The sequence below is a fragment of the Bradyrhizobium sp. genome, assembly GCF_035484855.1.
Lineage (GTDB): Bacteria > Pseudomonadota > Alphaproteobacteria > Rhizobiales > Xanthobacteraceae > Bradyrhizobium.
The window spans coordinates 13566-35118 of the sequence record NZ_DATHOP010000240.1; the positions used below are offsets into that span (position 1 = coordinate 13566).

General features: G+C 64.8%; 19 protein-coding genes. 10 read left to right on the forward strand and 9 right to left on the reverse strand.

Translation table 11 applies throughout. The annotated features are described in order from the left end of the window. Positions 1–43: 43 nt before the first annotated feature. A complete protein-coding gene (locus tag VK804_RS27665; protein ID WP_325376151.1) occupies positions 44–1894 on the reverse strand; it encodes an ABC transporter ATP-binding protein/permease in 1851 nt (616 codons plus the stop codon). Between the two features lie 183 nt (positions 1895–2077). Between VK804_RS27665 and rpmE the strand changes: the two genes are divergently transcribed. Continuing rightward, positions 2078–2305: a 50S ribosomal protein L31 gene (rpmE, locus tag VK804_RS27670; protein WP_325376153.1), complete on the forward strand. Its 228-nt coding sequence runs from the start codon at positions 2078–2080 to the stop codon at positions 2303–2305. 163 nt (positions 2306–2468) lie between these two features. On the opposite strand, the gene VK804_RS27675 is transcribed toward rpmE, so the two are convergent. Both VK804_RS27675 and VK804_RS27680 read right to left on the reverse strand, forming a co-directional pair. Beyond that, positions 2469–2981, reverse strand: coding sequence for a DUF1465 family protein (locus VK804_RS27675; protein ID WP_325376155.1), 513 nt, complete (start codon positions 2979–2981; stop codon positions 2469–2471). Between the two features lie 483 nt (positions 2982–3464). Further along, positions 3465–3656, reverse strand: coding sequence for a DUF1192 domain-containing protein (locus tag VK804_RS27680; RefSeq protein WP_325376156.1), 192 nt, complete (start codon positions 3654–3656; stop codon positions 3465–3467). Positions 3657–3755: 99 nt separating this feature from the next. On the opposite strand from VK804_RS27680, the gene VK804_RS27685 reads away from it, so the two are divergent. After that, positions 3756–4754 (forward strand): NAD(P)H-quinone oxidoreductase, encoded by a 999-nt coding sequence (locus tag VK804_RS27685; protein WP_325376158.1) that lies wholly within the window; start codon positions 3756–3758, stop codon positions 4752–4754. Between the two features lie 120 nt (positions 4755–4874). After that, on the forward strand, positions 4875–7751 hold the full coding sequence (locus tag VK804_RS27690) for an EAL domain-containing protein (RefSeq protein WP_325376159.1): 2877 nt from the start codon (positions 4875–4877) through the stop codon (positions 7749–7751). Positions 7752–7844: 93 nt separating this feature from the next. Here the strand turns inward: VK804_RS27690 and VK804_RS27695 are convergent, their stop codons facing one another. After that, a complete protein-coding gene (locus VK804_RS27695; protein WP_325376161.1) occupies positions 7845–8123 on the reverse strand; it encodes a DUF7662 domain-containing protein in 279 nt (92 codons plus the stop codon). 156 nt (positions 8124–8279) lie between these two features. Between VK804_RS27695 and VK804_RS27700 the strand changes: the two genes are divergently transcribed. Next, on the forward strand, positions 8280–9776 hold the full coding sequence (locus tag VK804_RS27700) for a diguanylate cyclase (RefSeq protein WP_325376162.1): 1497 nt from the start codon (positions 8280–8282) through the stop codon (positions 9774–9776). Positions 9777–9940: 164 nt separating this feature from the next. Here VK804_RS27700 and VK804_RS27705 read toward each other — a convergent pair whose 3' ends face one another. Continuing rightward, positions 9941–10822: a UTP--glucose-1-phosphate uridylyltransferase gene (locus VK804_RS27705; RefSeq protein WP_325376163.1), complete on the reverse strand. Its 882-nt coding sequence runs from the start codon at positions 10820–10822 to the stop codon at positions 9941–9943. Between the two features lie 188 nt (positions 10823–11010). Between VK804_RS27705 and VK804_RS27710 the strand changes: the two genes are divergently transcribed. Both VK804_RS27710 and VK804_RS27715 read left to right on the forward strand, forming a co-directional pair. Continuing rightward, positions 11011–12375 carry a lytic murein transglycosylase gene (locus VK804_RS27710; protein ID WP_325376165.1) on the forward strand — a complete coding sequence of 455 codons (1365 nt, stop codon included), beginning with the start codon at positions 11011–11013 and terminating at the stop codon, positions 12373–12375. A gap of 158 nt (positions 12376–12533) precedes the next feature. Beyond that, positions 12534–14144, forward strand: a complete 1611-nt coding sequence (locus VK804_RS27715; protein ID WP_325376167.1) for a DUF459 domain-containing protein — start codon at positions 12534–12536, stop codon at positions 14142–14144. A gap of 157 nt (positions 14145–14301) precedes the next feature. On the opposite strand, the gene VK804_RS27720 is transcribed toward VK804_RS27715, so the two are convergent. Both VK804_RS27720 and VK804_RS27725 read right to left on the reverse strand, forming a co-directional pair. Further along, positions 14302–14676 carry a CsbD family protein gene (locus VK804_RS27720; protein ID WP_325376169.1) on the reverse strand — a complete coding sequence of 125 codons (375 nt, stop codon included), beginning with the start codon at positions 14674–14676 and terminating at the stop codon, positions 14302–14304. 149 nt (positions 14677–14825) lie between these two features. Continuing rightward, positions 14826–15560, reverse strand: a complete 735-nt coding sequence (locus tag VK804_RS27725; protein WP_325376170.1) for an SDR family oxidoreductase — start codon at positions 15558–15560, stop codon at positions 14826–14828. A 63-nt stretch (positions 15561–15623) separates the two neighbouring features. Between VK804_RS27725 and VK804_RS27730 the strand changes: the two genes are divergently transcribed. Together VK804_RS27730 and VK804_RS27735 are read left to right on the forward strand one after the other, a co-directional pair. Beyond that, the gene (locus tag VK804_RS27730; protein ID WP_325376171.1) at positions 15624–16403 is read left to right on the forward strand and encodes an SDR family NAD(P)-dependent oxidoreductase; all 780 of its coding nucleotides are present in this window, start codon (positions 15624–15626) and stop codon (positions 16401–16403) included. A 103-nt stretch (positions 16404–16506) separates the two neighbouring features. Continuing rightward, entirely contained in the window at positions 16507–17397 is an 891-nt protein-coding gene (locus VK804_RS27735) for a TauD/TfdA family dioxygenase (protein WP_325376173.1), read from the forward strand. A gap of 145 nt (positions 17398–17542) precedes the next feature. Here the strand turns inward: VK804_RS27735 and VK804_RS27740 are convergent, their stop codons facing one another. Then, positions 17543–18193 carry a YqgE/AlgH family protein gene (locus VK804_RS27740; protein WP_325376175.1) on the reverse strand — a complete coding sequence of 217 codons (651 nt, stop codon included), beginning with the start codon at positions 18191–18193 and terminating at the stop codon, positions 17543–17545. Positions 18194–18327: 134 nt separating this feature from the next. Here VK804_RS27740 and VK804_RS27745 point away from each other — a divergent pair, with 134 nt between their 5' ends. Together VK804_RS27745 and VK804_RS27750 are read left to right on the forward strand one after the other, a co-directional pair. Continuing rightward, positions 18328–19167 carry a protein-disulfide reductase DsbD domain-containing protein gene (locus VK804_RS27745; RefSeq protein WP_325376177.1) on the forward strand — a complete coding sequence of 280 codons (840 nt, stop codon included), beginning with the start codon at positions 18328–18330 and terminating at the stop codon, positions 19165–19167. A 213-nt stretch (positions 19168–19380) separates the two neighbouring features. Further along, positions 19381–20742, forward strand: coding sequence for a flippase (locus VK804_RS27750; protein WP_325376179.1), 1362 nt, complete (start codon positions 19381–19383; stop codon positions 20740–20742). 134 nt (positions 20743–20876) lie between these two features. Here VK804_RS27750 and VK804_RS27755 read toward each other — a convergent pair. Further along, on the reverse strand, positions 20877–21553 hold a 677-nt coding region (locus VK804_RS27755), incomplete at its 5' end, for a 3-hydroxybutyrate dehydrogenase (protein ID WP_325376181.1).

Genomic DNA, 21553 nt, shown 5'->3' on the forward strand with positions numbered 1-21553 from the left:
AGGAACTGTCACATGAGGCGCTTCCTCGGTCATGAGGAAAGAGTCACACCCCCTCGAACTGCAGCCTCGCCAGCCTTGCATAGAGGCCGTTGTCGGCGACCAGCGAGGCATGCGTGCCCTGTTCGACGATGCGGCCCGCCTCCAGCACCAGGATGCGGTCGCAGGACAGGACCGTGGCCAGGCGATGGGCGATCACCAGCGTGGTGCGGTGGCGCATCAGTTCTTCCAGCGCGGTCTGCACCAGCGTCTCGCTCTCGGCATCGAGCGACGAGGTGGCCTCGTCGAGCAACAGCAATGGCGCGTCGCGCAGGATGGCGCGCGCGATCGCGATGCGCTGGCGCTGGCCGCCGGACAGCGTCACGCCGCGCTCGCCGAGCTGAGATTCGAAGCCGCCGGGCAAGCGCCGGATGAATTCGCTGGCGTGCGCCAGATCGGCGGCGCGCTCGACTTCGGCATCGCTGGCATCGGGCCGGCCGAAGCGGATGTTGTCGCGGGCGCTGGCTGCGAACACCACCGATTCCTGCGGCACCAGTGCGATGCGGGAACGCAGCTCGCGCGGATCGGCGGCCTTGACCGGCACGCCGTCGAACGAGATCGCACCCGAGGAGGGATCGTAGAACCGCAGCAGCAGATGAAACAGCGTGCTCTTGCCGGCGCCCGAGGGCCCGACGATCGCGACCTTCTCGCCGGCGCGCACCGCAAACGACACGCCGTCGATCGCCCTGGCGTCCGGCCGGGTCGGATAGGCAAAACCGACATGGTCGAAAGCGACGTCGCCGCGCGCCGGCGACGGCAGCGCGCGCGGCGATGCGGGCGCGGTGACCTGCGACTTGACGCGCAGGATTTCGAACAGCCGCTCGGCGGCGCCGGAAGCCGCCGACACCTCGCCCCAGACCTCGCTGAGCTGGCCGAGGCCTGCGGCGGCGAACGCCGTGTACAGGATGAACTGGCCGAGCCGGCCCGGACTGATGACGCCGGTCAGGACGTCATGCGAGCCGACCCAGAGGATCGCCACCACGCTGGCAAACACGATGAAGATGATGATCGCGGTCAGTACCGCGCGCGCCCGGGTCGAGGTGCGCGCCGCCTCATAGGCCTGCTCGACCTCGCCGCCGAAGCGTGCGCCGGCCAGCTTCTCGCTGGTATAGGCCTGCACGGTTCGGATGGCGCCGACCAGTTCGGAGGCATAGGCGGTCGCCTCCGCCAGCGTATCCTGCGCATTGCGCGACAGCCGCCGCACCCAGCGCCCGAACGCCACCAGCGGAATCACGATCAGCGGTATAGCCAGCAGCACGAAGCCGGAGAGCCTGGGGCTGGTGACCACCATCATCGCGGTGGCGCCGATAAACAGCATCAGGTTGCGCAACGCGATCGAGACCGAGGCGCCGACCGCGGATTTGAGCTGCGTGGTGTCGGCGGTCAGCCGCGAGATCAATTCGCCGGAGCGCGCGGAATCGAAGAACGCCGGCGACAGCGACATCAGATGCGCGAACACGTCGCGCCTGAGATCCGCGACAATGCGCTCGCCGATCGTCATCACCAGATAGAACCGCGACGCGCTGGCGAAGGCGAGCACCGCGACCACCGCGATCATGACGCTGAAATATTTGTTGATCATGGCGATGCCTTCGGGCGAGAACCCGAAGTCGATCATCCGCCGCACCGCGACCGGCACGATCAGGGTCGTGATCGCGGCAACCGTCAAAGCGATCAGCGCGAGGAAGGCGCGGCCGCGATAGCGCGCCACATAGGGCGCCAGCGCAAATAGCGGGCGCAGCCGGGCGCTGCGCTTTGCTTCCGGCGGCGCCAATGGCGCCTCGAAGGCGGAGGTTTCCGCCGGCTCCACGTCGCGCCGCGGCAACGTTTCGCCTTCAAGCCGTTCCACTGCGCTCATGATATCAGGACCATCGCTTCATCGCTTTCCAGATAGGCTCCATGGCCAGCCGAGGCAAATCCGGGAGATTGCGAATCCGGCAACTACGCGGCTTGTTTTGACGGGCCCAAGGCGCTATAGAGCGGCCCAAATTCATCCCCGACACAGTTGCAGGACCGGCGCCGGCGCGCCAGAGGATATGCCATGAAAGCCGAAATTCACCCGGATTATCATATGATTACGGTCGTGATGACCGACGGGACCGAGTACCAGACGCGCTCCACCTGGGGCAAGGCCGGCGACAAGCTGAACCTCGACATCGACTCCAAGTCGCACCCGGCCTGGATCGGCGGCGCCCAGCAGCTGCTCGACCGCGGCGGCCGCGTGTCGCGGTTCCAGAAGAAGTTTTCAGGCTTCCTCAAGAAGGAGTGAGGGCGCGAGCGCTCTCATTCGAGGCCAAATGCAAAACGCCCCGGTCTTGGACCGGGGCGTTTTTGTATTTGGAGCCGTCATTCCGGGATGGTCCGAAGGACCAGACCCGGAATCTCGAGATTCCGGGTTCGATGCTTCGCATCGCCCCGGAATGACAGATTGCTTACTGCTCGAACGCCGCCTTCAGGCGGTTGAGCTGCGGCACCAACGGGTTGCCGATCGCGGCGCGTTCAGTCGTCGGCGCGTGGATGGTGACGTCGAGGCGGCGGACTTTCGACTGCAGCGTCATCGAGCGGGCGATCAGGTCCTGCAATGCCGGCGGCAGCTTTTCGATCATGTCGTCGGGGCCGGGATCGGCGGCGGAGAGCTTGACCTTGGTCTTTTCGCGATTGGCCTGGGTCAGCGTCATCTCGCCTTCCTTGACCGCGCGATGCAGCAGCAGCCACGAGGCGAGTTGCATCAGGCGGGTGGTCAGCCGCATGCTTTCGGTCGCATAGGTCAGGCTGACGGAACGGTCGAGCGCCTTGGCCTCGGTGCGGCCGGCGCCGTCGAGATAGGCGGCGGTCTCCTCGACCAGATCCATGCCTTCGCGGAACAAGGTGCCGAACGCCGCCGAGTTGGTCAGCCGCTCGCTGAATTGCACGAGCGCGGTTTCGCCTTGCGAACGGTCGGACATGGTTAACGCCTCACACCACTGGTTACGCCCCGGCTTTGCGCCCCCGCCGGCTTATAATGAACAAATCATTACGCAGGCGGGCAGCAGAGTCCAGCCGCAAGACGATTTATGGTTTCCGGCGAGGTACCGCGACGCCAAAAAAAGAGCCGCCGTTTCCGGCGGCTTTGAAGTTGATAACAGGGAGGCGTCAAACAGAGTGGACAGGAGCCACTCGGTGTCCAAACGAGGACAAGCGCAGTCATAGACGAGAAAGCTTAATCAATCGTAAACGAACGATTATTTTCAGCTTTCATTTGCCATATCGGCCATTGGCCGAGCGGCTTGCGCGACTCTCACAACGTCGTCCCGGCGAACGCCGGGACCCATACTCCGCGGCCGGAGTAATAAGGGAAGGTGTCTGACGCTCTGCCCTAACGAGAGTGCACGGCGTATAGGTCCCGGCGTTCGCCGGGACGACGAAATGGAGGATCGCGCGCAACTAACTCACGTCTTGAAAAAACTGTTCGCCGCATCCTTCGAGGCGCGCTTTTTCGCCTGGGCCAGCTGCAACCGCTCGATTTCGGAATTCATCAGCGCAATGCGCTCGGCCAGTTCCTCGACCGACAACAGCGACAGGTCCTGCCCGATCTCGTGGGTGATCTTCTTCCTCGGCTTGTCGTCGTCCTCGGTTGCCATCGGTTCTCTCCGCGCCTTGAAGCCCTGAAGCGGTTGCCAGCCGCGGCGCGGCTGGCTAATCAGAGGCCGCTCACCGAAATCCTAGCGTCTGGACACATCATGGAAAAGCCGCCCGCGCAAATGACCGTCATCGGCATCAGCAAGCCCGGCGGCCCCGAGGTGCTGTTGCCTGAAACGCGCCCGGTCCCGGTGCCCGCACCCGGCGAACTCCTGGTCAAGGTCGAGGCCGCCGGCGTCAACCGGCCCGATGTCGCGCAGCGCTCGGGTTCCTATCCGCCGCCGCCCGGCGCCAGCGATCTGCCCGGCCTTGAAATCGCGGGCGTTGTGGTCGCGCTCGGTGCAGGCGCGAGCAAGCACAAGCTCGGCGACAAGGTGATGTCGCTGGTGGCCGGTGGCGGCTACGCGCCCTATTGCATCGCGCAGGACGCCCAGGCGATGACGGTACCGCCGCAGCTCACGATGCTGGAAGCCGGCGCTGTCCCTGAAACGCTGATGACGGTCTGGCACAATGTGTTCGAGCGCGGCCGGTTGCAGCCGGGCGAGACGCTGCTGGTCCATGGCGGCTCGTCCGGCATCGGCACCATGGCGATCCAGCTCGCGAAAGCGTTGGGCTCGAAGGTGATTGTCACCGTGGGATCGAAGGAAAAGGCCAACGCCTGTCTGAAACTCGGCGCCGATCATGCCATCAATTACAAGACCGAGGATTTTGTCGCAGCCGTGAAGGAGGCCACCGGGGGCACCGGCGTCAACGTCATTCTCGACATGGTCGGCGGCGACTATGTCGAACGCAATTACGACGCCGCCGCGGTCGACGGGCGCATCGTCCAGATCGCCGTTCTCGGCGGAGCCAAGGCAACGGTTAACGTCACCAGGATCATGGTGAAGCGGCTGATCCATACCGGCTCGACGCTGCGGCCCCGTAGTAATGCGGACAAGGCGGCGATGGTCGCCGCCATCGAGGCCAAGGTGATGCCGCTGTTCCGCGAAGGCCGGATCAAACCGCTGATCGACAGCACATTCCCGCTGCAAAAGGCCGCCGACGCGCACCGGCGGATGGAGAGCAGCGAACATATTGGCAAAATTGTGTTGTCGCTTTAACGCTCGCTAGCGATCGTTGGGCGGAAACCCTTTGATTTTCCTCGCTTTCATGTCATTTAATCGCGCTGGCCGGGCGGTTCGCTTTGCCGGGAAACGTTTATTCATCGCGGAGAGCTGACATTGCGTCTAATCAGGTGCCTCGCGCTATCGGCGCTGGGCCTCATGATTCTTGCCGCCGCGCAACCGGCGCGAGCGCTTGACGCCGTCAGCGTCCGCGGTGACGCGCCTGCGATCGACCTCACCGCGATACTCGATCATCAACACTCCGACAGCGACCGCATCCAGGTTTCCACCGCACCCGGCACCGACGGCATCGTCCGCCGCATCGAGGTACGCGCCCGTGAGGGCGGGCAAAACTGGGTGGTGTTCGCGCTCGCCAACAACACCGACGACCAGCTCGACCGCCTGATCGTCGCACCGCATTATCGCATCGTGGCGTCCGGGCTGTTATGGCCCGATCTCGGGCTGTCGCGCATCGCCACCATCACGCCGTCGACCGGCGATCGCCCCGAGCGCCAGGAGAGCCCGACCGCGGACATCTTCCGCATCACGCTCGATCCCGGCGCCGTCATCACCTTCGTCGCCGAATTGCGCACCGATAAATTGCCACAGCTCTATCTCTGGGAACCCGACGCCTACAAGGACAAGGTCAATTCGTTCACGCTGTACCAGGGCATCGTGATCGGCATTTCCGGGCTGCTGGCGCTGGTCCTGACCATCCTGTTCGTGGTCAAGGGCAGCATCATGTTCCCCGCCGCCGCCGCGCTGGCCTGGGCGGTCCTGATCTATATCGGCGTCGATTTCGGCTTCTGGGGCAAGGTGCTCGACATGTCGAACAACGCCGAGCGGGTGTGGCGCGCGGCGGGCGAGGCGATCCTCGCGGCGACGCTGTTGGTGTTCTTGTTCGCCTATCTCAATCTCAGCCGCTGGCATGTGCGCTATTCGCACATCACCATGGGCTGGCTGATCTTCCTGGGCTCGCTGGTGGCGCTGGCGCTGTTCGATCCGGCGGTCGCCTCCGGCATCGCGCGGATGTCGCTGGTGCTGATCGCGTTCGCGGGCTTCGCGCTGATCATCTATCTGTCGACCCATGGTTTCGACCGCGCGGTGCTGCTGATCCCGACCTGGTTCCTGCTGGTGGTCTGGGTGGTCGCGGCCGGCATGACGGTGGCCGGCAGCGTCACCAACGACATCGTCGGCCCGGCGCTGCTCGGCGGCCTGGTGCTGATCGTGATGCTGATCGGATTTACGGTGATGCAGCACGCCTTCGCCGGCGGCGGGGCCACCACCGGCGTCGTCTCCGACGTCGAGCGGCGTGCGCTGGCGCTGACCGGCTCGGGCGATCTGATCTGGGACTGGGACGTCTCCGCCGACAAGGTTTTCACCAGCCCCGAGACCGAAGCCCTGCTCGGCCTCAAGCGCGGCACGCTGGAGGGACCGGCCGCGAAATGGCTCGAGGTGCTGCATCCGCTCGATCAGGACCGATTCCGCGCCGCGCTGGACAGCGTGCTCGACCAGCGCCGCGGCCGCCTGGTGCAGGATTTCCGGCTGCGCACGCCCGACGGCCATTTCATGTGGTTCGCGCTGAAAGCGCGGCCGGTGGTCGGCTCCGACGGCGAAGTGTCGCGCGTGGTCGGCACGCTGACCGACGTCACCGAGAGCAAGAACGCCGAGGAACGGCTGCTGCACGACAGCGTGCATGACAACCTCACCGGCCTGCCGAACCGGCAATTGTTCATCGACCGGCTGGGCGCGGTCGCCAATTTCGCGAAAACCATGCCGAGCCTGCGGCCGACCCTGATGGTGATCGACCTCGATCGTTTCAAGCAGGTCAACGATTCCGTCGGCATCGCGGTCGGCGATTCCATTCTCCTGACACTGGCGCGGCGGCTGACCCGAATCCTCAAACCGCAGGACACCCTCGCCCGGCTCGCCGGCGACCAGTTCGGCCTGATCCTGATGTCGGAACAGGACCCGGCGCGCATCACCGCCTTTGCGGAAACCATCCGCAAGACCATTCGGGCGCCAATCGCCTTCAACGACCGCGAGATCTTCCTCACCGCCTCGATTGGGCTTGCGCTCTCCGACCCGCAGACGCAATTGTCCGACGAGATCATCAAGGACGCCGAGCTGGCGATGTATCATTCCAAGCGGATCGGCGGCGACCGCATCGACGTCTACAAGCCGGCGATGCGCGCGCGCAAGAGCGACCGGCTGACCTTGGAAAGCGAACTCCGCCGCGCCATCGAGCGCGAGGAAATCGCCATCCTGTACCAGCCGATCGTGCGGCTGGAAGACCGCTCGATCGCCGGCTTCGAAGCCCTGGCGCGCTGGGATCATCCAAAACTCGGGCGGATGTCGCCGGTCGAATTCATCTCGATCGCCGAAGAAATCGGCCTGATCGTCGATCTCGGCATGTTCGTGATGGACCAGACTGCAAAACAGCTTGCGATCTGGCAGCGCGCGATGCGGTCGCGCGAGCCGATTTTCGCCAGCGTCAACGTCTCCTCGCGGCAATTGCTGCGCCACGATCTGATCCACGACATCCGCACCGTGCTGTCGCGCTCCTCGGTGGCGCGCGGCACGCTGAAACTGGAGCTGACGGAATCGCTCGTGATGGAGAACCCGGAACACGCGACGCAAATGCTGACGCGGATCCGCGAACTCGGCGTCGGCCTGTCGCTGGACGATTTCGGCACCGGCCATTCCTCGCTGGCCTATCTGCAGCGTTTTCCGTTCGACACCATCAAGATCGACCAGTCCTTCGTCCGCACCACCAGCCGCGGCACCCGGCCGGTGATCCTGAAATCGATCATCGCGCTTTCCCACGACCTCGGCATGGACGTGGTCGCCGAGGGCGCCGAAACCGATTCGGACGCCGTCGAGCTCTATCAACTCGGCTGCGAATACGCCCAAGGCTTTGCCTTCGGCGAGCCGATGGATGCCGACGCCGCGATGCGGCTTCTCACGGAAGAGCGGTTGGAAGCGGCGAGTTGATTTCGTCGCCCCGGCGAAGGCCGGGGCCCATACGCCGCGGCCTATCGGCAAAGCGTTGGTGCAAGTTGCCTCTGCTACAATGACGCCCTGTGGTTATGGGCCCCGGCCTTCGCCGGGGCGACGAGTGGGCATCCGCTTGAACCGCACGCTCTTGCCGTCCGCCTGCCGCGTCGCGATATAACCGCCGGCCAGACACGCCTCACGCTGCGGCATTTTCTCCTGCGGGCTGCGCTGGGTTTCCCACCACGACGCCCGATGCGCCGCGCGCGGCAGCGCCGCGTCGATGATCTCCTCGATCTGCTCGAAGGTCAGAACGAATTCCGGCAGCTTCTGCTTCTTCAGATAATCGCGCAGCGTGTCGTAGTCGTTCACGGGTGCCCTCGGTGGCGGGATTTGCACAAGGCCGGCGTTGGCGAAGCATTCGCCCACGTCCCGGCAACCAAGCGTTAACCGATTAACGAATCGTTGTCGCCGCTTAAACAGGCAGCAACTACTCGGAGCGCATTCAGAAGCTTCGGGAGCGAACGGATGCCCTTTGGACGGCTCAACAGCATGGCCAGGCGGCCGTGGCGGCTATCGGCGAAATTGCTGATCGCATCGTCGGTGGCGACCGTGATCGGGTTCACCGCGATCTGCGCCAGCGTGCTGCTCGACATGCGCCGTGGCGAGGAGCAACTGGCCCGCCAGACGCTGGAAAATCTCGCCTCCTCGATCGACGCCGAGATCAGCCGCAACGTCGAACTCTACGATCTCTCGCTGCGCGCGGTGGCGAGCAACATGGTGATGCCCGAGATCCGCGACGTCTCCAAACCGATCCGGCATTTGATCCTGTTCGACCACGCCGCGACCGCGCGGCATTTCGGCGCGATCCAGGTGTTCGACGTGGAGGGGAAACTGATCATCGACGCCTCGACGCTGGATCCGGTCCAGGAAAATCGCAGCGACGAGGAATATTTCGAGATTCATCGCGACCGGCCTGACGCCGGCCTGTTCATCAGCCGCCCGATGCTGCATCACGGCGCCTACGCCATCGTGCTGAGCCGGCGCATCACCGGCACCGACGGCAGCTTTCTCGGAGTGGTCGCCGGCTCGATCCGGTTTTCCTATTTTCATGACCTGTTCGGTCGCCTGAGCCTGGGCCCCGGCGACATCATTTCGGTGCTGCGCCACGACGCCACCGTGATCATGCGCACCCCCTTCGACCTCGACGTGATCGGCAAGAATATCGGCCAGTCCGCCGGCGTCAGGCGGGCGCTGTCCGAACCGAGCGGATCCTATTCCTCGCCCAGCATACTGGACGGGGTGCCGCGGCTGTTCGTCTGGCGCGACGGTACCAAGCCGCTCGTTGTGCTGGTCGGCAAACCCTGGAGCAGCATTCTCGAGCTGTGGCGCAAGGAAGCGACACGGATCGGCGCCATCATGCTGGCGCTGATCCTGTTCGTGCTCGCCGTGGCGATGTTCCTGGCGCGTGAGATCGGCCGCCGCGCCCAGGCCGAGGAAAAACTGGAGGAGATGGCAACCACCGACGCCCTCACGGGCTTGCGAAACCGCCGCAAATTCGACGCCGTCATCGATGCCGAATGGCGGCGCGCCGCGCGCCAGAAGATGCCGCTGGCGCTGTTGATGATCGATGCCGATCGTTTCAAATCCTATAACGACACCTTCGGGCATCAGGCCGGCGATGAAATCCTGGTCGGTATCGCCATCTGCATTTCGGATTCGGTGCGGCGCTCCGGCGATTGCGCCGCGCGCTACGGCGGCGAGGAATTCGCCGTGCTGCTGCCGGGACTGTCGCCGCTGCAAGCGGTGGGGGTCGCCGAAACCATCCGGCTCAAGGTGCTGCAATGGTCCGACGACCCGACCGTCACCACCGTCAGCATCGGGGTTGCCAGCCTGACGCCTGCGACGGCGATGGACTGGTCCGCACTGGTTGCCGCCGCCGACAAGGCGCTCTACGCGGCCAAGGCCGGCGGCCGCAACCAGTCGGTGCTGGCCAGCATGCCGGCATTGTCGCTGGTGGCGTAACGCTGCCCTCATCCCCGGATGAGCGCATTCGCGCTCACTCGGGAGGTGCGCGCTCTTGCGCGCCTCGAAGGATGCGCCACGGGGACACCTTCTCATCCTTCGAGGCTCGCCGAAGAGGCTCGCGCCTCAGGATGACGGTCCCGTTGCTGCGACAGAACTCGCCCTCATCTCCCCAGATACTTCTTCATCTCGGCGCGGAGGCCGTCGCGCAAGTCGGCGCGCGCGAGGCCAAAGGCGATGTTGGCGCGCAGGAAGCCGGCCTTCGAGCCGCAATCGTGCCGCTCGCCGGCGAATTCGACGCCGTAGAATTTTTGCGTTTTGGATAGCCCGATCATGGCGTCGGTGAGCTGGATCTCGCCGCCGGCGCCGCGCTCCTGGGTTTCCAGGATCTTGAAGATCTCCGGCTGCAGGATGTAGCGCCCGGTGATCGAGAGATTCGATGGCGCGGTGCCCTTGGCCGGTTTCTCCACCATGCCGTCGACCTCGAACATCCTGCCGCCCTTGTGACGCTTGCCGACGCCGCAGATGCCGTATTGATGGGTCAGGTGCTCGGGCACTTCCTCCACCGCGATCAGGTTGGATTTGCTGCCGAGCTTGCTTGCCGCCTCGATCATCTGCGCAAGACAGCCCGGCGTGTTCAGCACCAGTTCATCCGGCAGCAACACCGCGAACGGCTCATTGCCTATGATGTCGCGGGCGCACCATACCGCGTGGCCGAGACCGAGCGGCGCCTGCTGGCGGGTAAAGCTCATGGCGCCGGCCTGCGGCTGGTCGCGCGCCAGTATTTCGATCTCGGCCTGCTTGCTGCGCGCGGCCAGCGTGGCATCGAGTTCGAACATGCGGTCGAAATGGTCCTCGATCACGGCCTTGTTGCGGCCGGTGACGAAGACGAAATGTTCGATGCCGGCCTCCTTCGCCTCGTCGACCACATACTGGATCAAGGGCTTGTCGACGATGGTCAGCATTTCCTTCGGCATCGCCTTGGTGGCGGGCAGGACACGGGTGCCGAGGCCGGCGACCGGGAAGACGGCTTTGCGGATTTTCATGTTGTGTCGGGATATCCGGGAGGGCGCGGGAGGACAGGGTTTGATTAGCCGGTTTGCAGCCGGGAACAAAGAGAGATCGCACCCCTAACGTTAATTCTTCGCCTTTGTTAAACTCCTGGAAACCGTGACGAGGCCTCCTGAAAGCCGAAAACTTGCGGCACGGTTGGGACATGAAGATGGAACCATTGATGCGGACGCTGACGGCCTTAGCTGTGATCGGGACGGCGCTGCTATGCACCGGCGAGGCCCGCGCGCAATCGTCCGGTGGCGGGCTTTCCAACCTGTTCGGCAATATCTTCTCCGGACCAAACGCCGGCGCGCCGGCGCAGCCGCAGGCGACGCCGGGTAGCGGCGCAGCGTTGCCCTGGAGCGGCGAGGACGGCGCCTCCGGCCATCCGCTGATGACGGCGGCCGCGATCCGGGAAGCGGCGGCGAACTTCGACAATTGCGTCGCCTCGATGTGGCCTGACGCCGCCCGCCGCAACATTTCGCGGGAAAGCTTCGAGCGCTTCACCGCCGGGCTGACGCCCGATCTGCGCATCATGGACCTGATGGATTCGCAGCCGGAATTCTCCAAATCGATCTGGGACTATCTCGACATCCTGGTGAACGATACCAGGCTCGCCAAGGGCAAGGAGATCCTCGCCAAATACAAGCCGCAATTCGATGCGGCGGAAAAGGCCTATGGCGTCGACCGCTATACGATCGCCGCGATCTGGGGCATCGAATCGAACTACTCCACCCAGATGGGCGACCGCAGCGTGCTGCAATCCACCGCGACGCTGTCCTGCATCGGGCGCCGCCAGCAATATTTCCGCGACGAGTTCCTTTCGGCGCTGGAGATCCTGCACCACGGCGATCTGCGTCCCGAGCAGATGCACGGCTCCTGGGCCGGCGCGTTCGGCCCGACCCAGTTCATGCCGACCGCGTTCAAGCGCTATGCGGTGGACGCCGACGGCGACGGCCGCCGCGACGTGGTCGACGATCCCGCCGACCTGATCGCATCGACCGCCAACAATTTGAAGAAGGACGGCTGGCAGGCCGGCCAGACCTGGGGCTACGAGGTCGTGGTGCCGCAGGGTTTCAATTACATGCTGGCGGACCGCGCCAAGGCGATGACAACAGCACAGTGGGAGCATCTCGGCATCAAGCGCGCCGGCAAGGAGCCGTTCCCGCACGCCGGCGAAAAGGCCTATCTGCTGGCGCCGGCCGGTGCCGAGGGACCCGGCTTCCTGATGCTGCAGAACTTTCGCGTCATCATGAAATACAACCCGGCGGAGGCTTATGCGCTGGCGATCGGGCATTTCGCCGACCGTCTGCGCGGCGGAGCGCCGTTCGTGCAGCCCTGGCCGCGGCAGGAACGGGAATTGTCCCGCGCCGAGCGACTGGAACTGCAGCAACTTTTGGCGCAGCGCGGCTTCTACAAGGGCACCCCGGACGGCCAGCTCGGCGGCCAGACCCGGGAGGCGCTGCGCGGCTTCCAGGCTTCGATCGGGGCGCCGGCGGACGGATTTGCCTCCTCCGACGTGCTGGAGCGGCTGCGGGGACGGTGATTCCGGGCCCGAGCCCGGCGGTAACCCTGAAAACGTCTATTGCAAAGCGCCCTTGACGGGGACGCCCGATGCCCGGTTTATGGCCCCGGAATCTGCCCGCTTGCGGCCTGATTCAGCTACTATAGTTATAGCCAAACGAGCCATTGCGACGAAGCCGCATGTCGAAGCCAAAATCCTTTTTGCGCCTGTTCACCGAGACCGGTCCGCTGGTCGCGCTGGCGGTCGCGATCGTGCTGCTGGTCGGGATTGCGGGACCTGCTTCCGCGCAATTTTTCAATTTCGGCGGCCCGTCGCGGCCGCAGCCGCGCTCCAACGGCGGCGGCTGGTTCGGCGGCGATCTGTTCGCGCCGTTCCAGCAACAGGCGCCGCGGCGCCCGGTGGAGAATTATGCCAAGGCGCCGCCACCGGAGAAACGCGAGACCGTGCCGGAGCGCAACGTGCTCGTGCTCGGCGACGCCATGTCCGACTGGCTCGCTTACGGCCTCGAGAGCGCCTACACCGATCAGCCCGAGATGGGCGTGATCCGCAAGTCAAAGACCTTCTCCGGCCTGATCCGATATCAGCCCAAGGGCGATCCGGCCGACTGGGCCGCCGCTGCCAAAGGCATCCTGGCGACCGAAAAGCCGGACGCCATCGTGGTCATGCTCGGCCTCGACGACCGCGTGGCGATGCACGAGCCCGCGGCCGATAAATCCGACAAGCCGAGCGACAAGAAGGCCGACAAGAAGGAGGTTCGCAAACCGGACGCCAAGCCGGACGGCTCAACCGACACCGCCGCGAAACCCGACGACAAGCCGGTCGATACCGAACTGTCCCCGGACGATGCCGCCGACAACGATGCGCCGATCCTCGCCCCGGAAAAGAGCATACGCTCGCCGAACGGCGTCTATCAGTTTCGCGAGGAACGCTGGGTCGAACTCTACAACAAGAAGATCGAAGAGATGATCGCGGTCATGAAGTCGAAGGGCGTGCCGGTGTTGTGGGTGGGGCTACCAGCGGTGCGCGGCCCGAAGGCGACGGCGGACATGCTGTTCCTGGATTCGCTCTATCGCGATGCCGCCGGCAAGGCCGGCATCACCTATGTCGACGTCTGGGACGGTTTCGTCGACGAGGCCGGCCGCTACGTGCAGCAAGGTCCGGACTTCGAAGGCCAGCCGCGGCGCCTGCGCTCCTATGACGGCGTCTACTTCACCACCTACGGCGCGCGAAAGCTCGCGCATTATGTCGAGCGGGAGATCACCCGCCTGCTGGCGGCGCGCTCCGCGCCGATCGCGTTGCCGACCGAGCCGGCAACCCCCGACGCCAACGCGCTGCCCGGCCAGCCGACGCCGCGGCCGCTGGCCGGACCGATCCTGCCGCTGGTGGCGTCTTCGGTCGGCACCGACCAATTGCTGGGCGGCCCCGGCTCACGCCCGGCCGCGGTCGATGCGCTGGCCGCGCGAACGCTGGTCAAGGGCGAGCCGCTGGCAGCACCCGCCGGCCGCGCCGACGATTTCGTCTGGCCGCGCCGCGAGGTCGGACGCGAGCAGGCCAAGGGCGAAACGCCGGTGGCCTCGGTTGGGCCGGATGGAACGGTCATCCCCGGCGCCCCGGCCGCGCCGACGAAACCGAAAAAGCCGCTTCCGGTTCAATCCAGCACACCGTCGCTGCGGGACTTTTTCGGCTTTGGAAACGCGCCGCGCAAGCCAACGGCTCCGCCGCTGGGCGCACCGCGCCCGCCGGCCAATGTCGGCCGATCGGCGTCGGTGCCGGGCTTCTTTGCGCGCTAGGAATCGTCATTTCCGGGGCGCTCGCGTAGCGAGCGAACCCGGAATCTCAAGCTGATGTTCACTTCCGATAATCTCCGGGTTCCCCGATGTGCAATTGCACATCTGAGGTTCGCGCGTTTCACGCGCGAACCGGAATGACGGCTACGGGTAACTGACGTCAGCCGTAATAGCGCCAGCGCGGCGTCGGCCGGCGCGGCTGACGCGTCATCAACAGCGCCAACGCAAAGCCGATGCCGCCTGCGACCAGCAGCGCGCCGAGCGGATTGTCCTGGACTTTCCTCGCCACCGCCTGCGATCCGTCGCGCAAGGTATCGCCGCTATTCTCATAGGCGTCCTTGGCGTAACCGACGGCGGCATCGGTGGCGTCACGCGCGACATCCTTGGCCTGGCCGTACAGGTTCTGCACCGTGCCCGAAGCCTCGCGGGCGCGACCCGCGGCCTGCGTCTTCGCATCGCCGGCCATATCGCCGACGGCACCTTCGACCTTGCCGGCGAAATCCTTCGCCGAGCCGGCTATCCGATCCTTGTCCATCGCAGTCACTCCATGAGTTTATTCTCGCTGGATGTAACCGATGAGACCAGTTCCGGTTCCTCCGACCCTTGTTTTGACGCGCGTTTTCTTCACGCGAACCGGTACCCGCCCCGCATCAAGTGCGGGGCAGGCTTTCGCTTGAAAACGCTTTAGAGAATGAGCCCGCCATCGACCACCAGCGTCTGGCCGACGATGTAGGCGGACAGCGGCGAGGCCAGGAACAGCGCGGCGCCCGCCATGTCGGCCGGCGTGCCCAGCCGCTTCAGCGGAATCCGCGCGATCGCGCCTTCGAGCCGCTTCGGATTTGACGTCGTCACCTTCGTCATCTTGGTGTCGACCAGGCCCGGCGCGATGCCGTTGACGCGGATGCCGTCCTCGGCCCAGGCCTGCGCAAGCGTCCGGGTCAACCCGACCGCGCCGGTCTTGGAGGCGTTGTAGGCCGGATTGCCCTTGGTGGAATGATAGGCCGCCGTCGAACTGACGATGATCAGCGTGCCCTTGCTCTCGCCGAGCATGTCATGGAATTTGCCGGCGCAGGCCATCAGGCTCATGAGATTGACCTCCAGCACCTTGCGAAAGCCCGCCATCTCGAATTCGCCGCGCTTGTAGATCACCGCGCCTTGCGCCAGCACCAGCACGTCGAGTCTTTCGAAGGCGGGTTTGAAATTCTCGATCGCCGCGGGGTCGCCGACGTCAAGCTGCGCGTAGTCGAGACCCTCGAGATGCGATCCTTGCGCGGGGGAATAATCGGCAGGGCTCGCCCTTGTGCCGCAGACGGCGACGCGCGCGCCGCGTACGCGAAACGCCTGCGCGATGCCGTTGCCGATGCCGCTACTGCCGCCGACCACCAAAACCTGCTTGCCGCCAAAATCCAGTTCGTTCATCGTCAGCCCCGCATCGTGTTGGTGCCAAACAGCATAGCAGCTGACAACGCCGGGAAGAAACGCATGTCCGATTTCAAGGAGCTCAGCCGCTCGGTCAGGGGTTTGACCGTCCTGGTCACGGGTGCCGCCAGCGGCATGGGCCGCGCCACCGCGCGCGTGTTCGCGGCCGAAGGCGCTAACGTCGCGGTCACCGACGTTGCGGAAGAGGGCGCGGAAACCGTCGCCGCCGAGATCACGAAAAGGGGCGAGATCGCCAAGGCGTGGAGACTGGATGTCGCCGATCGCGACGAGATCATCCGCGTCGTCGACGGCGTCGCGGCGCATTTCGGCGGGCTCGACATCCTCGTCAACAATGCCGGCATATCGGTGCGCGTGGCGATCGGCGATGACGGCTATGACGAGGCCTGGACAAAAGCGCTGGCGGTGATGCTGACGGCGCATCCGCGCCTCATCCGCGCGGCGCTGCCGCACTTGCGAAAGTCCGCCTCGCCCCGGATCGTCAACATCGCCTCGACCGAGGCGTTGGGCGCTACCGCGCTGCACAGCCCCTATTCGGCGGCGAAGGCGGGCGTGACGGGCTTGACGCGGTCGCTCGCCGTCGAACTCGGCCGCGACGGCATCACCGTCAACTGCATCTGCCCGGGACCGATCCGCACCGCGATCACCGACCGCATCCCGGAAGAACACAAGACGCTCTACGCCAAACGCCGCACCGCGCTCGGCCGCTACGGCGACCCCGAAGAGGTCGCGCACATGACGCTGAGCCTGTGCCTGCCCGCGGCCTCGTTCCTCACCGGCGCGGTGATTCCGGTGGATGGCGGGCTGATGGCCCGGAATGCGTGAGGGGCGGACATGCGCTGCGAAACGTTGACATAACTCCATGCCGGAGTAGTTTTTCAGCCAACGGAGCGGGATAACCGCTTAGCCCTCGAGCAGGAGAAACGCCATGACGGTCACGATCCGCCAGCTTCACCCGCATTTTTTCGGCGAGGTGTCGGGCGTTGATCTGCGAAAGCCGCTGACGCCGCAGGAGGCGCGCGACATCGAGGCCGGCATGGACAAATACGCCGTGCTGCTGTTCCGCGACCAGGACATCACGGACGCGCAGCAGATGGCGTTTGCACTGAATTTCGGCGAACGCGAAAATCCGCGCGGCGGCAATGTCGTCAAGCCGGAGGATTCGCGGCTCGCCACCACCGGTCTCAACGACGTCTCCAATCTCGATCGCGACGGCAAGCCGCTGCCGCGCGACAGCCGCGTGCATCTGTTCAATCTCGGCAATTGCCTGTGGCACTCCGACTCCTCGTTCCGCCCGATCCCGGCGAAATTCTCGCTGCTGTCGGCGCGGGTGGTGAACCCGAAGGGCGGTAACACCGAATTCGCCGACATGCGCGCCGCCTATGACGCGCTCGACGACGAAACCAGGGCCGAGATCGAGGATCTGATCTGCGAACATTCGCTGATGTATTCGCGCGGCTCGCTCGGCTTCCTCGATTACAGCGAGGAGGAAAAGCAGCTGTTCAAGCCGGTGCTGCAGCGACTGGTGCGCACCCACCCAGTGCACCGCCGCAAATCGCTATACCTGTCCTCGCACGCCGGCGCGATCCTCGGCATGAGCGTACCGGAGGCGCGGGTGCTGTTGCGCGACCTCACCGAGCACGCCACCAGGCCCGAATTCGTCCATGTCCACAAATGGACGCTGCACGACCTCGTGATGTGGGACAACCGCCAGACCATGCACCGGGTGCGCCGCTACGACCAGTCGCAGCCGCGCGACATGCGCCGCGCCACCGTGGCCGGCACCGAGCCGACGGTGCAGCAGCAGGCGGCGGAGTAAGCTCCCTCGTCGTCCCTGCGAACGCAGGGACCCATACTCCGTGCCGCCAATTGTTGATCACAACAGAGAACAGGTTGGAGGGGATGCCCTCACCAATCGCTGAAGTCTGTGGCTATGGGTCCCTGCTTTCGCAGGGACGACATTCTCACGCATGCCCGGCTTCATTCGACAGCATGCCCGGATCGATCCCGATCTTGCGCAGCGCGCGGATGTATTTCTCCTCGACGTCGCCGCCGAAGATCAAATCGGTATCGGCGTCGCAATGCAGCCAGCCATTTTCCTGGATTTCGTTTTCCAGCTGTCCCGGGGCCCAGCCGGCATAGCCGAGCGCGAGGATCGCGTGCCTGGGACCTGCGCCCCTGGCGATGGCTTTCAGGATATCGACGGTCGCGGTCAGGCAAACATCGTCGTCGATCCGCAACGTCGCATCCTTGATGAAGAAATCGCTCGAATGCAGCACGAAGCCGCGGCCGGTGTCGACCGGACCGCCCTTCAGCACCTTCATGGTCTCGGCATTTCCCGGCAGCTTGATCTGGTCGGCCTTCTTGATGATGTCGAGTTGCACCAGCAGGTCAGGGAAGTCGATGCTGCCGGCCGGGCGATTGACGATGATGCCCATGGCGCCTTCGGAAGAATGCGCGCAGAGATAGATCACCGAACGTTCGAAGCGCGGATCGCCCATGACGGGCATTGCGATCAGCAGCTGGCCGTCGAGATAGCCGCGATTGGACGCATTGTCGCCGATGCCGGCGGCTTCGCGGCGAACGTTCCTCGGTCTTTTGCCTTCAGGGTCCATCCGCAAAGGACTCTCGTGTATCGCATATCCTGATATCGGGTGCCGGTTCTGTCAATCAAGCATCCCGCCGCCTTTAGTCATACATCACAAGCAATTCAATGGTTTGCGATCCGGCCTGGCTGTAAAGACGTCTCATGACCGTCATAGTTCCCGCCCCTGCCGCGCTCGGCTTTGCCGCCACCATCCTGCTGTCATCGCTGGCCATCGAGGCCCGCGCCGATGATGCCTCGCCCTGGCTGCGGGATGGGCATTCCGCTGTGCGGCTGCTGGCGGGATCGCGCAGCGGCGCGGTATTGCTCGGCGGCATCGCCTTTCAGCTGCAGCCGGGATGGAAAACCTACTGGCGCACGCCTGGCGATTCCGGCGCGCCGCCGCGCTTCGATTTCTCCAAATCGGACAATATCGAAGCCGTGACCGTGCTGTGGCCGGCGCCGGCCAAATTCGACGACGGCGCCGGCGGCCATTCGCTGGGCTATCACGATACCATCGTGCTGCCGCTGCGGATCGTGGCGAAAAATCCCGACAAGCCGGTAACGCTGCGTGCCGACATCCAGTACGCGGTGTGCGAGAAAATCTGCATTCCGGTCGAAGCCAATGCCGAATTGCCGTTCACCAGCGTGGCCTCCACCGAAGACAGCGCGCTATTCGCAGCACTCGACACGGTGCCGAAGCCCGCCAATATCGGCGATCCCAACCCGCTGACCATCCGCGACGTCAAGCGCGACGGCAAGGTCACGGTGCTGGTCGACGTGGTCAGTCCCGATGACAAGGCGGTCAACCTGTTCGTCGAGGGGCCGACGCCGGACTGGGGCCTGCCGGTTCCAAAGCTGCTCGAACACGGCCCGCCCGGGGTCAAGCGTTTTGCCTTCGATCTCGACGGCGTGCCGCCGGGGGTTAACCCCGACGGCGCCGCGCTAAAACTGACGCTGGTCAGCGGCGACCGCTCCTACGAGTTCAATACCAATTTGGAATGATCTGTCGCCCCGGCGCAGGCCGGGGCCCATACGCCGTGCAATCGCGTTCTAGCGCCGGTGCGAGAGAGCTTCATAACCACGCACGCCGGTGGTTATGGGCCCCGGCCTGCGCCGGGGCGACGACGCGAGCCACCGAATCTTAACGAATAGTTGATAGGCCGGAATCATCGCCGCGAGCCCTGCGGCGGCGTGGGAATTTTCCGCTTGGCCGTGATGGACACTCAATCCGCGACCGTTCCGCCCGCAGGCCCGCTTGGCCGGCTGCGCGCGATGCTGGGCACCTCGAACGAGGCCTCGCTAACCAGGCGGCTGGCCGGCACGATTTTCATCATCCGCGTCGTCAGCGCGGCGATGGCCTATTTGTCGCAGATCCTGCTGGCGCGCTGGATGGGAGGCTCGGATTACGGCGTCTATGTCTATGTCTGGACCTGGGTGCTGCTGCTCGGCAGCATGATGGACTTCGGCATCTCGGCCTCCGCGCAGAAGATCATTCCGGAATATCGTACAAGCGGCGAGCACGCGCTGCTGCGCGGCTTCCTGTCCGGCAGCCGCTGGCTGACCTTTGCGGTGTCGTCGATCGTCTCGCTGCTGCTCGCATTTGTAGTGAAAATGCTGTCGCCGTGGATCGACGCCGGCGAGATGGTTCCGCTTTACCTCGGCTGCCTGACGCTGCCGGCCTTCGTGGTCGCCAATACCCAGGACGGCATCGCGCGCTCGCATGACTGGATGCGGCTCGGACTGATGCCGCAATTCATCGTGCGGCAGTCGCTGATCATCGGCTTCACCGCGGGCGCCGTCGCGCTCGGCTTCCACCTTGGCGCTGCGGCCGCGATGCTCGCCAGCGCGAGCGCCGTATGGATCGCCATGATCGGGCAGATGCTGGTGTTGAATCGCAGGCTCGACGGCCACATCGAGCCTGGCGCAAAAGCCTATGATTTCCGCGGCTGGCTTGCGATCTCGCTGCCGATCCTGCTGGTCGAAGGCTTTTACCTGCTGTTGTCCTACACCGACGTGCTGGTACTGCAGCAGTTTCGTCCTTCCGAAGAGGTCGGCGTCTATTTCGCCGTGGTCAAGACGCTGGCGCTGGTGTCCTTCATCCACTATGCGATGTCGGCGACCACGGCGCATCGATTTGCCGAATATCACGCGCAAGGCGACAGCCAGCGGCTATCGGCCTATGTTGCGCATGCGATCAAATGGACGTTCTGGCCTTCGCTCGCCGCCACCGCGCTGCTCCTCGTATTCGGCAAGCCATTGTTGTGGCTGTTCGGGCCGCAATTCGTCGGCGGCTACGACATCATGTTCGTCGCCGCAATCGGCCTCGTGGTGCGCTCGGCGATCGGCCCGGTCGAGCGGCTATTAAACATGCTCGGCCACCAGCATATCTGCGCAATGGCTTATGCGCTGGCGTTCGTGATGAATGTGGTGCTGTGCGTCGCCCTGGTGCCGCGCTACGGCGGCCACGGCGCCGCCGCCGCGACCTCGATCTCGCTGACGTTCGAGACCGTGCTGCTGTTCTGGATCGTGCGGCAGCGGCTCGGCCTGCATGTGCTGGTGTTCGGGAAGCGCGGCTAATAAGGTCTCCCTGCTCTTTGCGGGTACAGGGCCTTACCAAAAAAATCGCAAAACAACCCCATGCAAAGTAGCAGGCCTCGACCCGCAAAAGGGCGGGGAGAGGTTAAGGAAGCGCGGGCCGCGCCGTTCCTAGCCTACTCCGCGGTCCAGCCGCCGTCGATCGAGAGGTTGGCGCCGGTGATTTGCGCTGCATCGTCGCCGCACAAAAACAGCGCCAGTGCCGCGACCTGCTCGGAGGTGACGAATTCCTTGGTCGGCTGCGCCGCCAGCAGCACGTCCTTGATGACCTGCTCCTTGGTCATGTTGCGCGCCTTCATGGTATCGGGGATCTGGTGCTCGACCAGCGGCGTCCAGACGTAGCCGGGGCTGATGCAGTTGCAGGTGATCTTGAAGGTCGCAAGCTCCAGCGCCACGGTCTTGGTGAGGCCGGCGATGCCGTGCTTGGCCGAGACATAGGCCGCCTTGAACGGCGAGGCGACCAGCGAATGGGCCGAGGCGGTGTTGATGATGCGGCCCCAGCCGCGCTTCTTCATGCCGGGCACGGCGGCGCGGATGCCGTGAAACGCCGACGACAGGTTGATCGCGATGATGGCGTCCCATTTGTCGATCGGGAAATCCTCGATCGGCGAGACGAACTGGATGCCGGCATTGTTGACCAGCACGTCGACCGAACCGAAGGTCTTTTCCGCCGTCGCCACCATGGCGGCGATCTCCTCCGGCTTGGTCATGTCGGCCGCCGAATAGAGCGCCTTGACCCCGAAATCGCTTTCGATCCCGCTCCGCTCTTTTTCGATGTCGGCAGCAGCGCCGA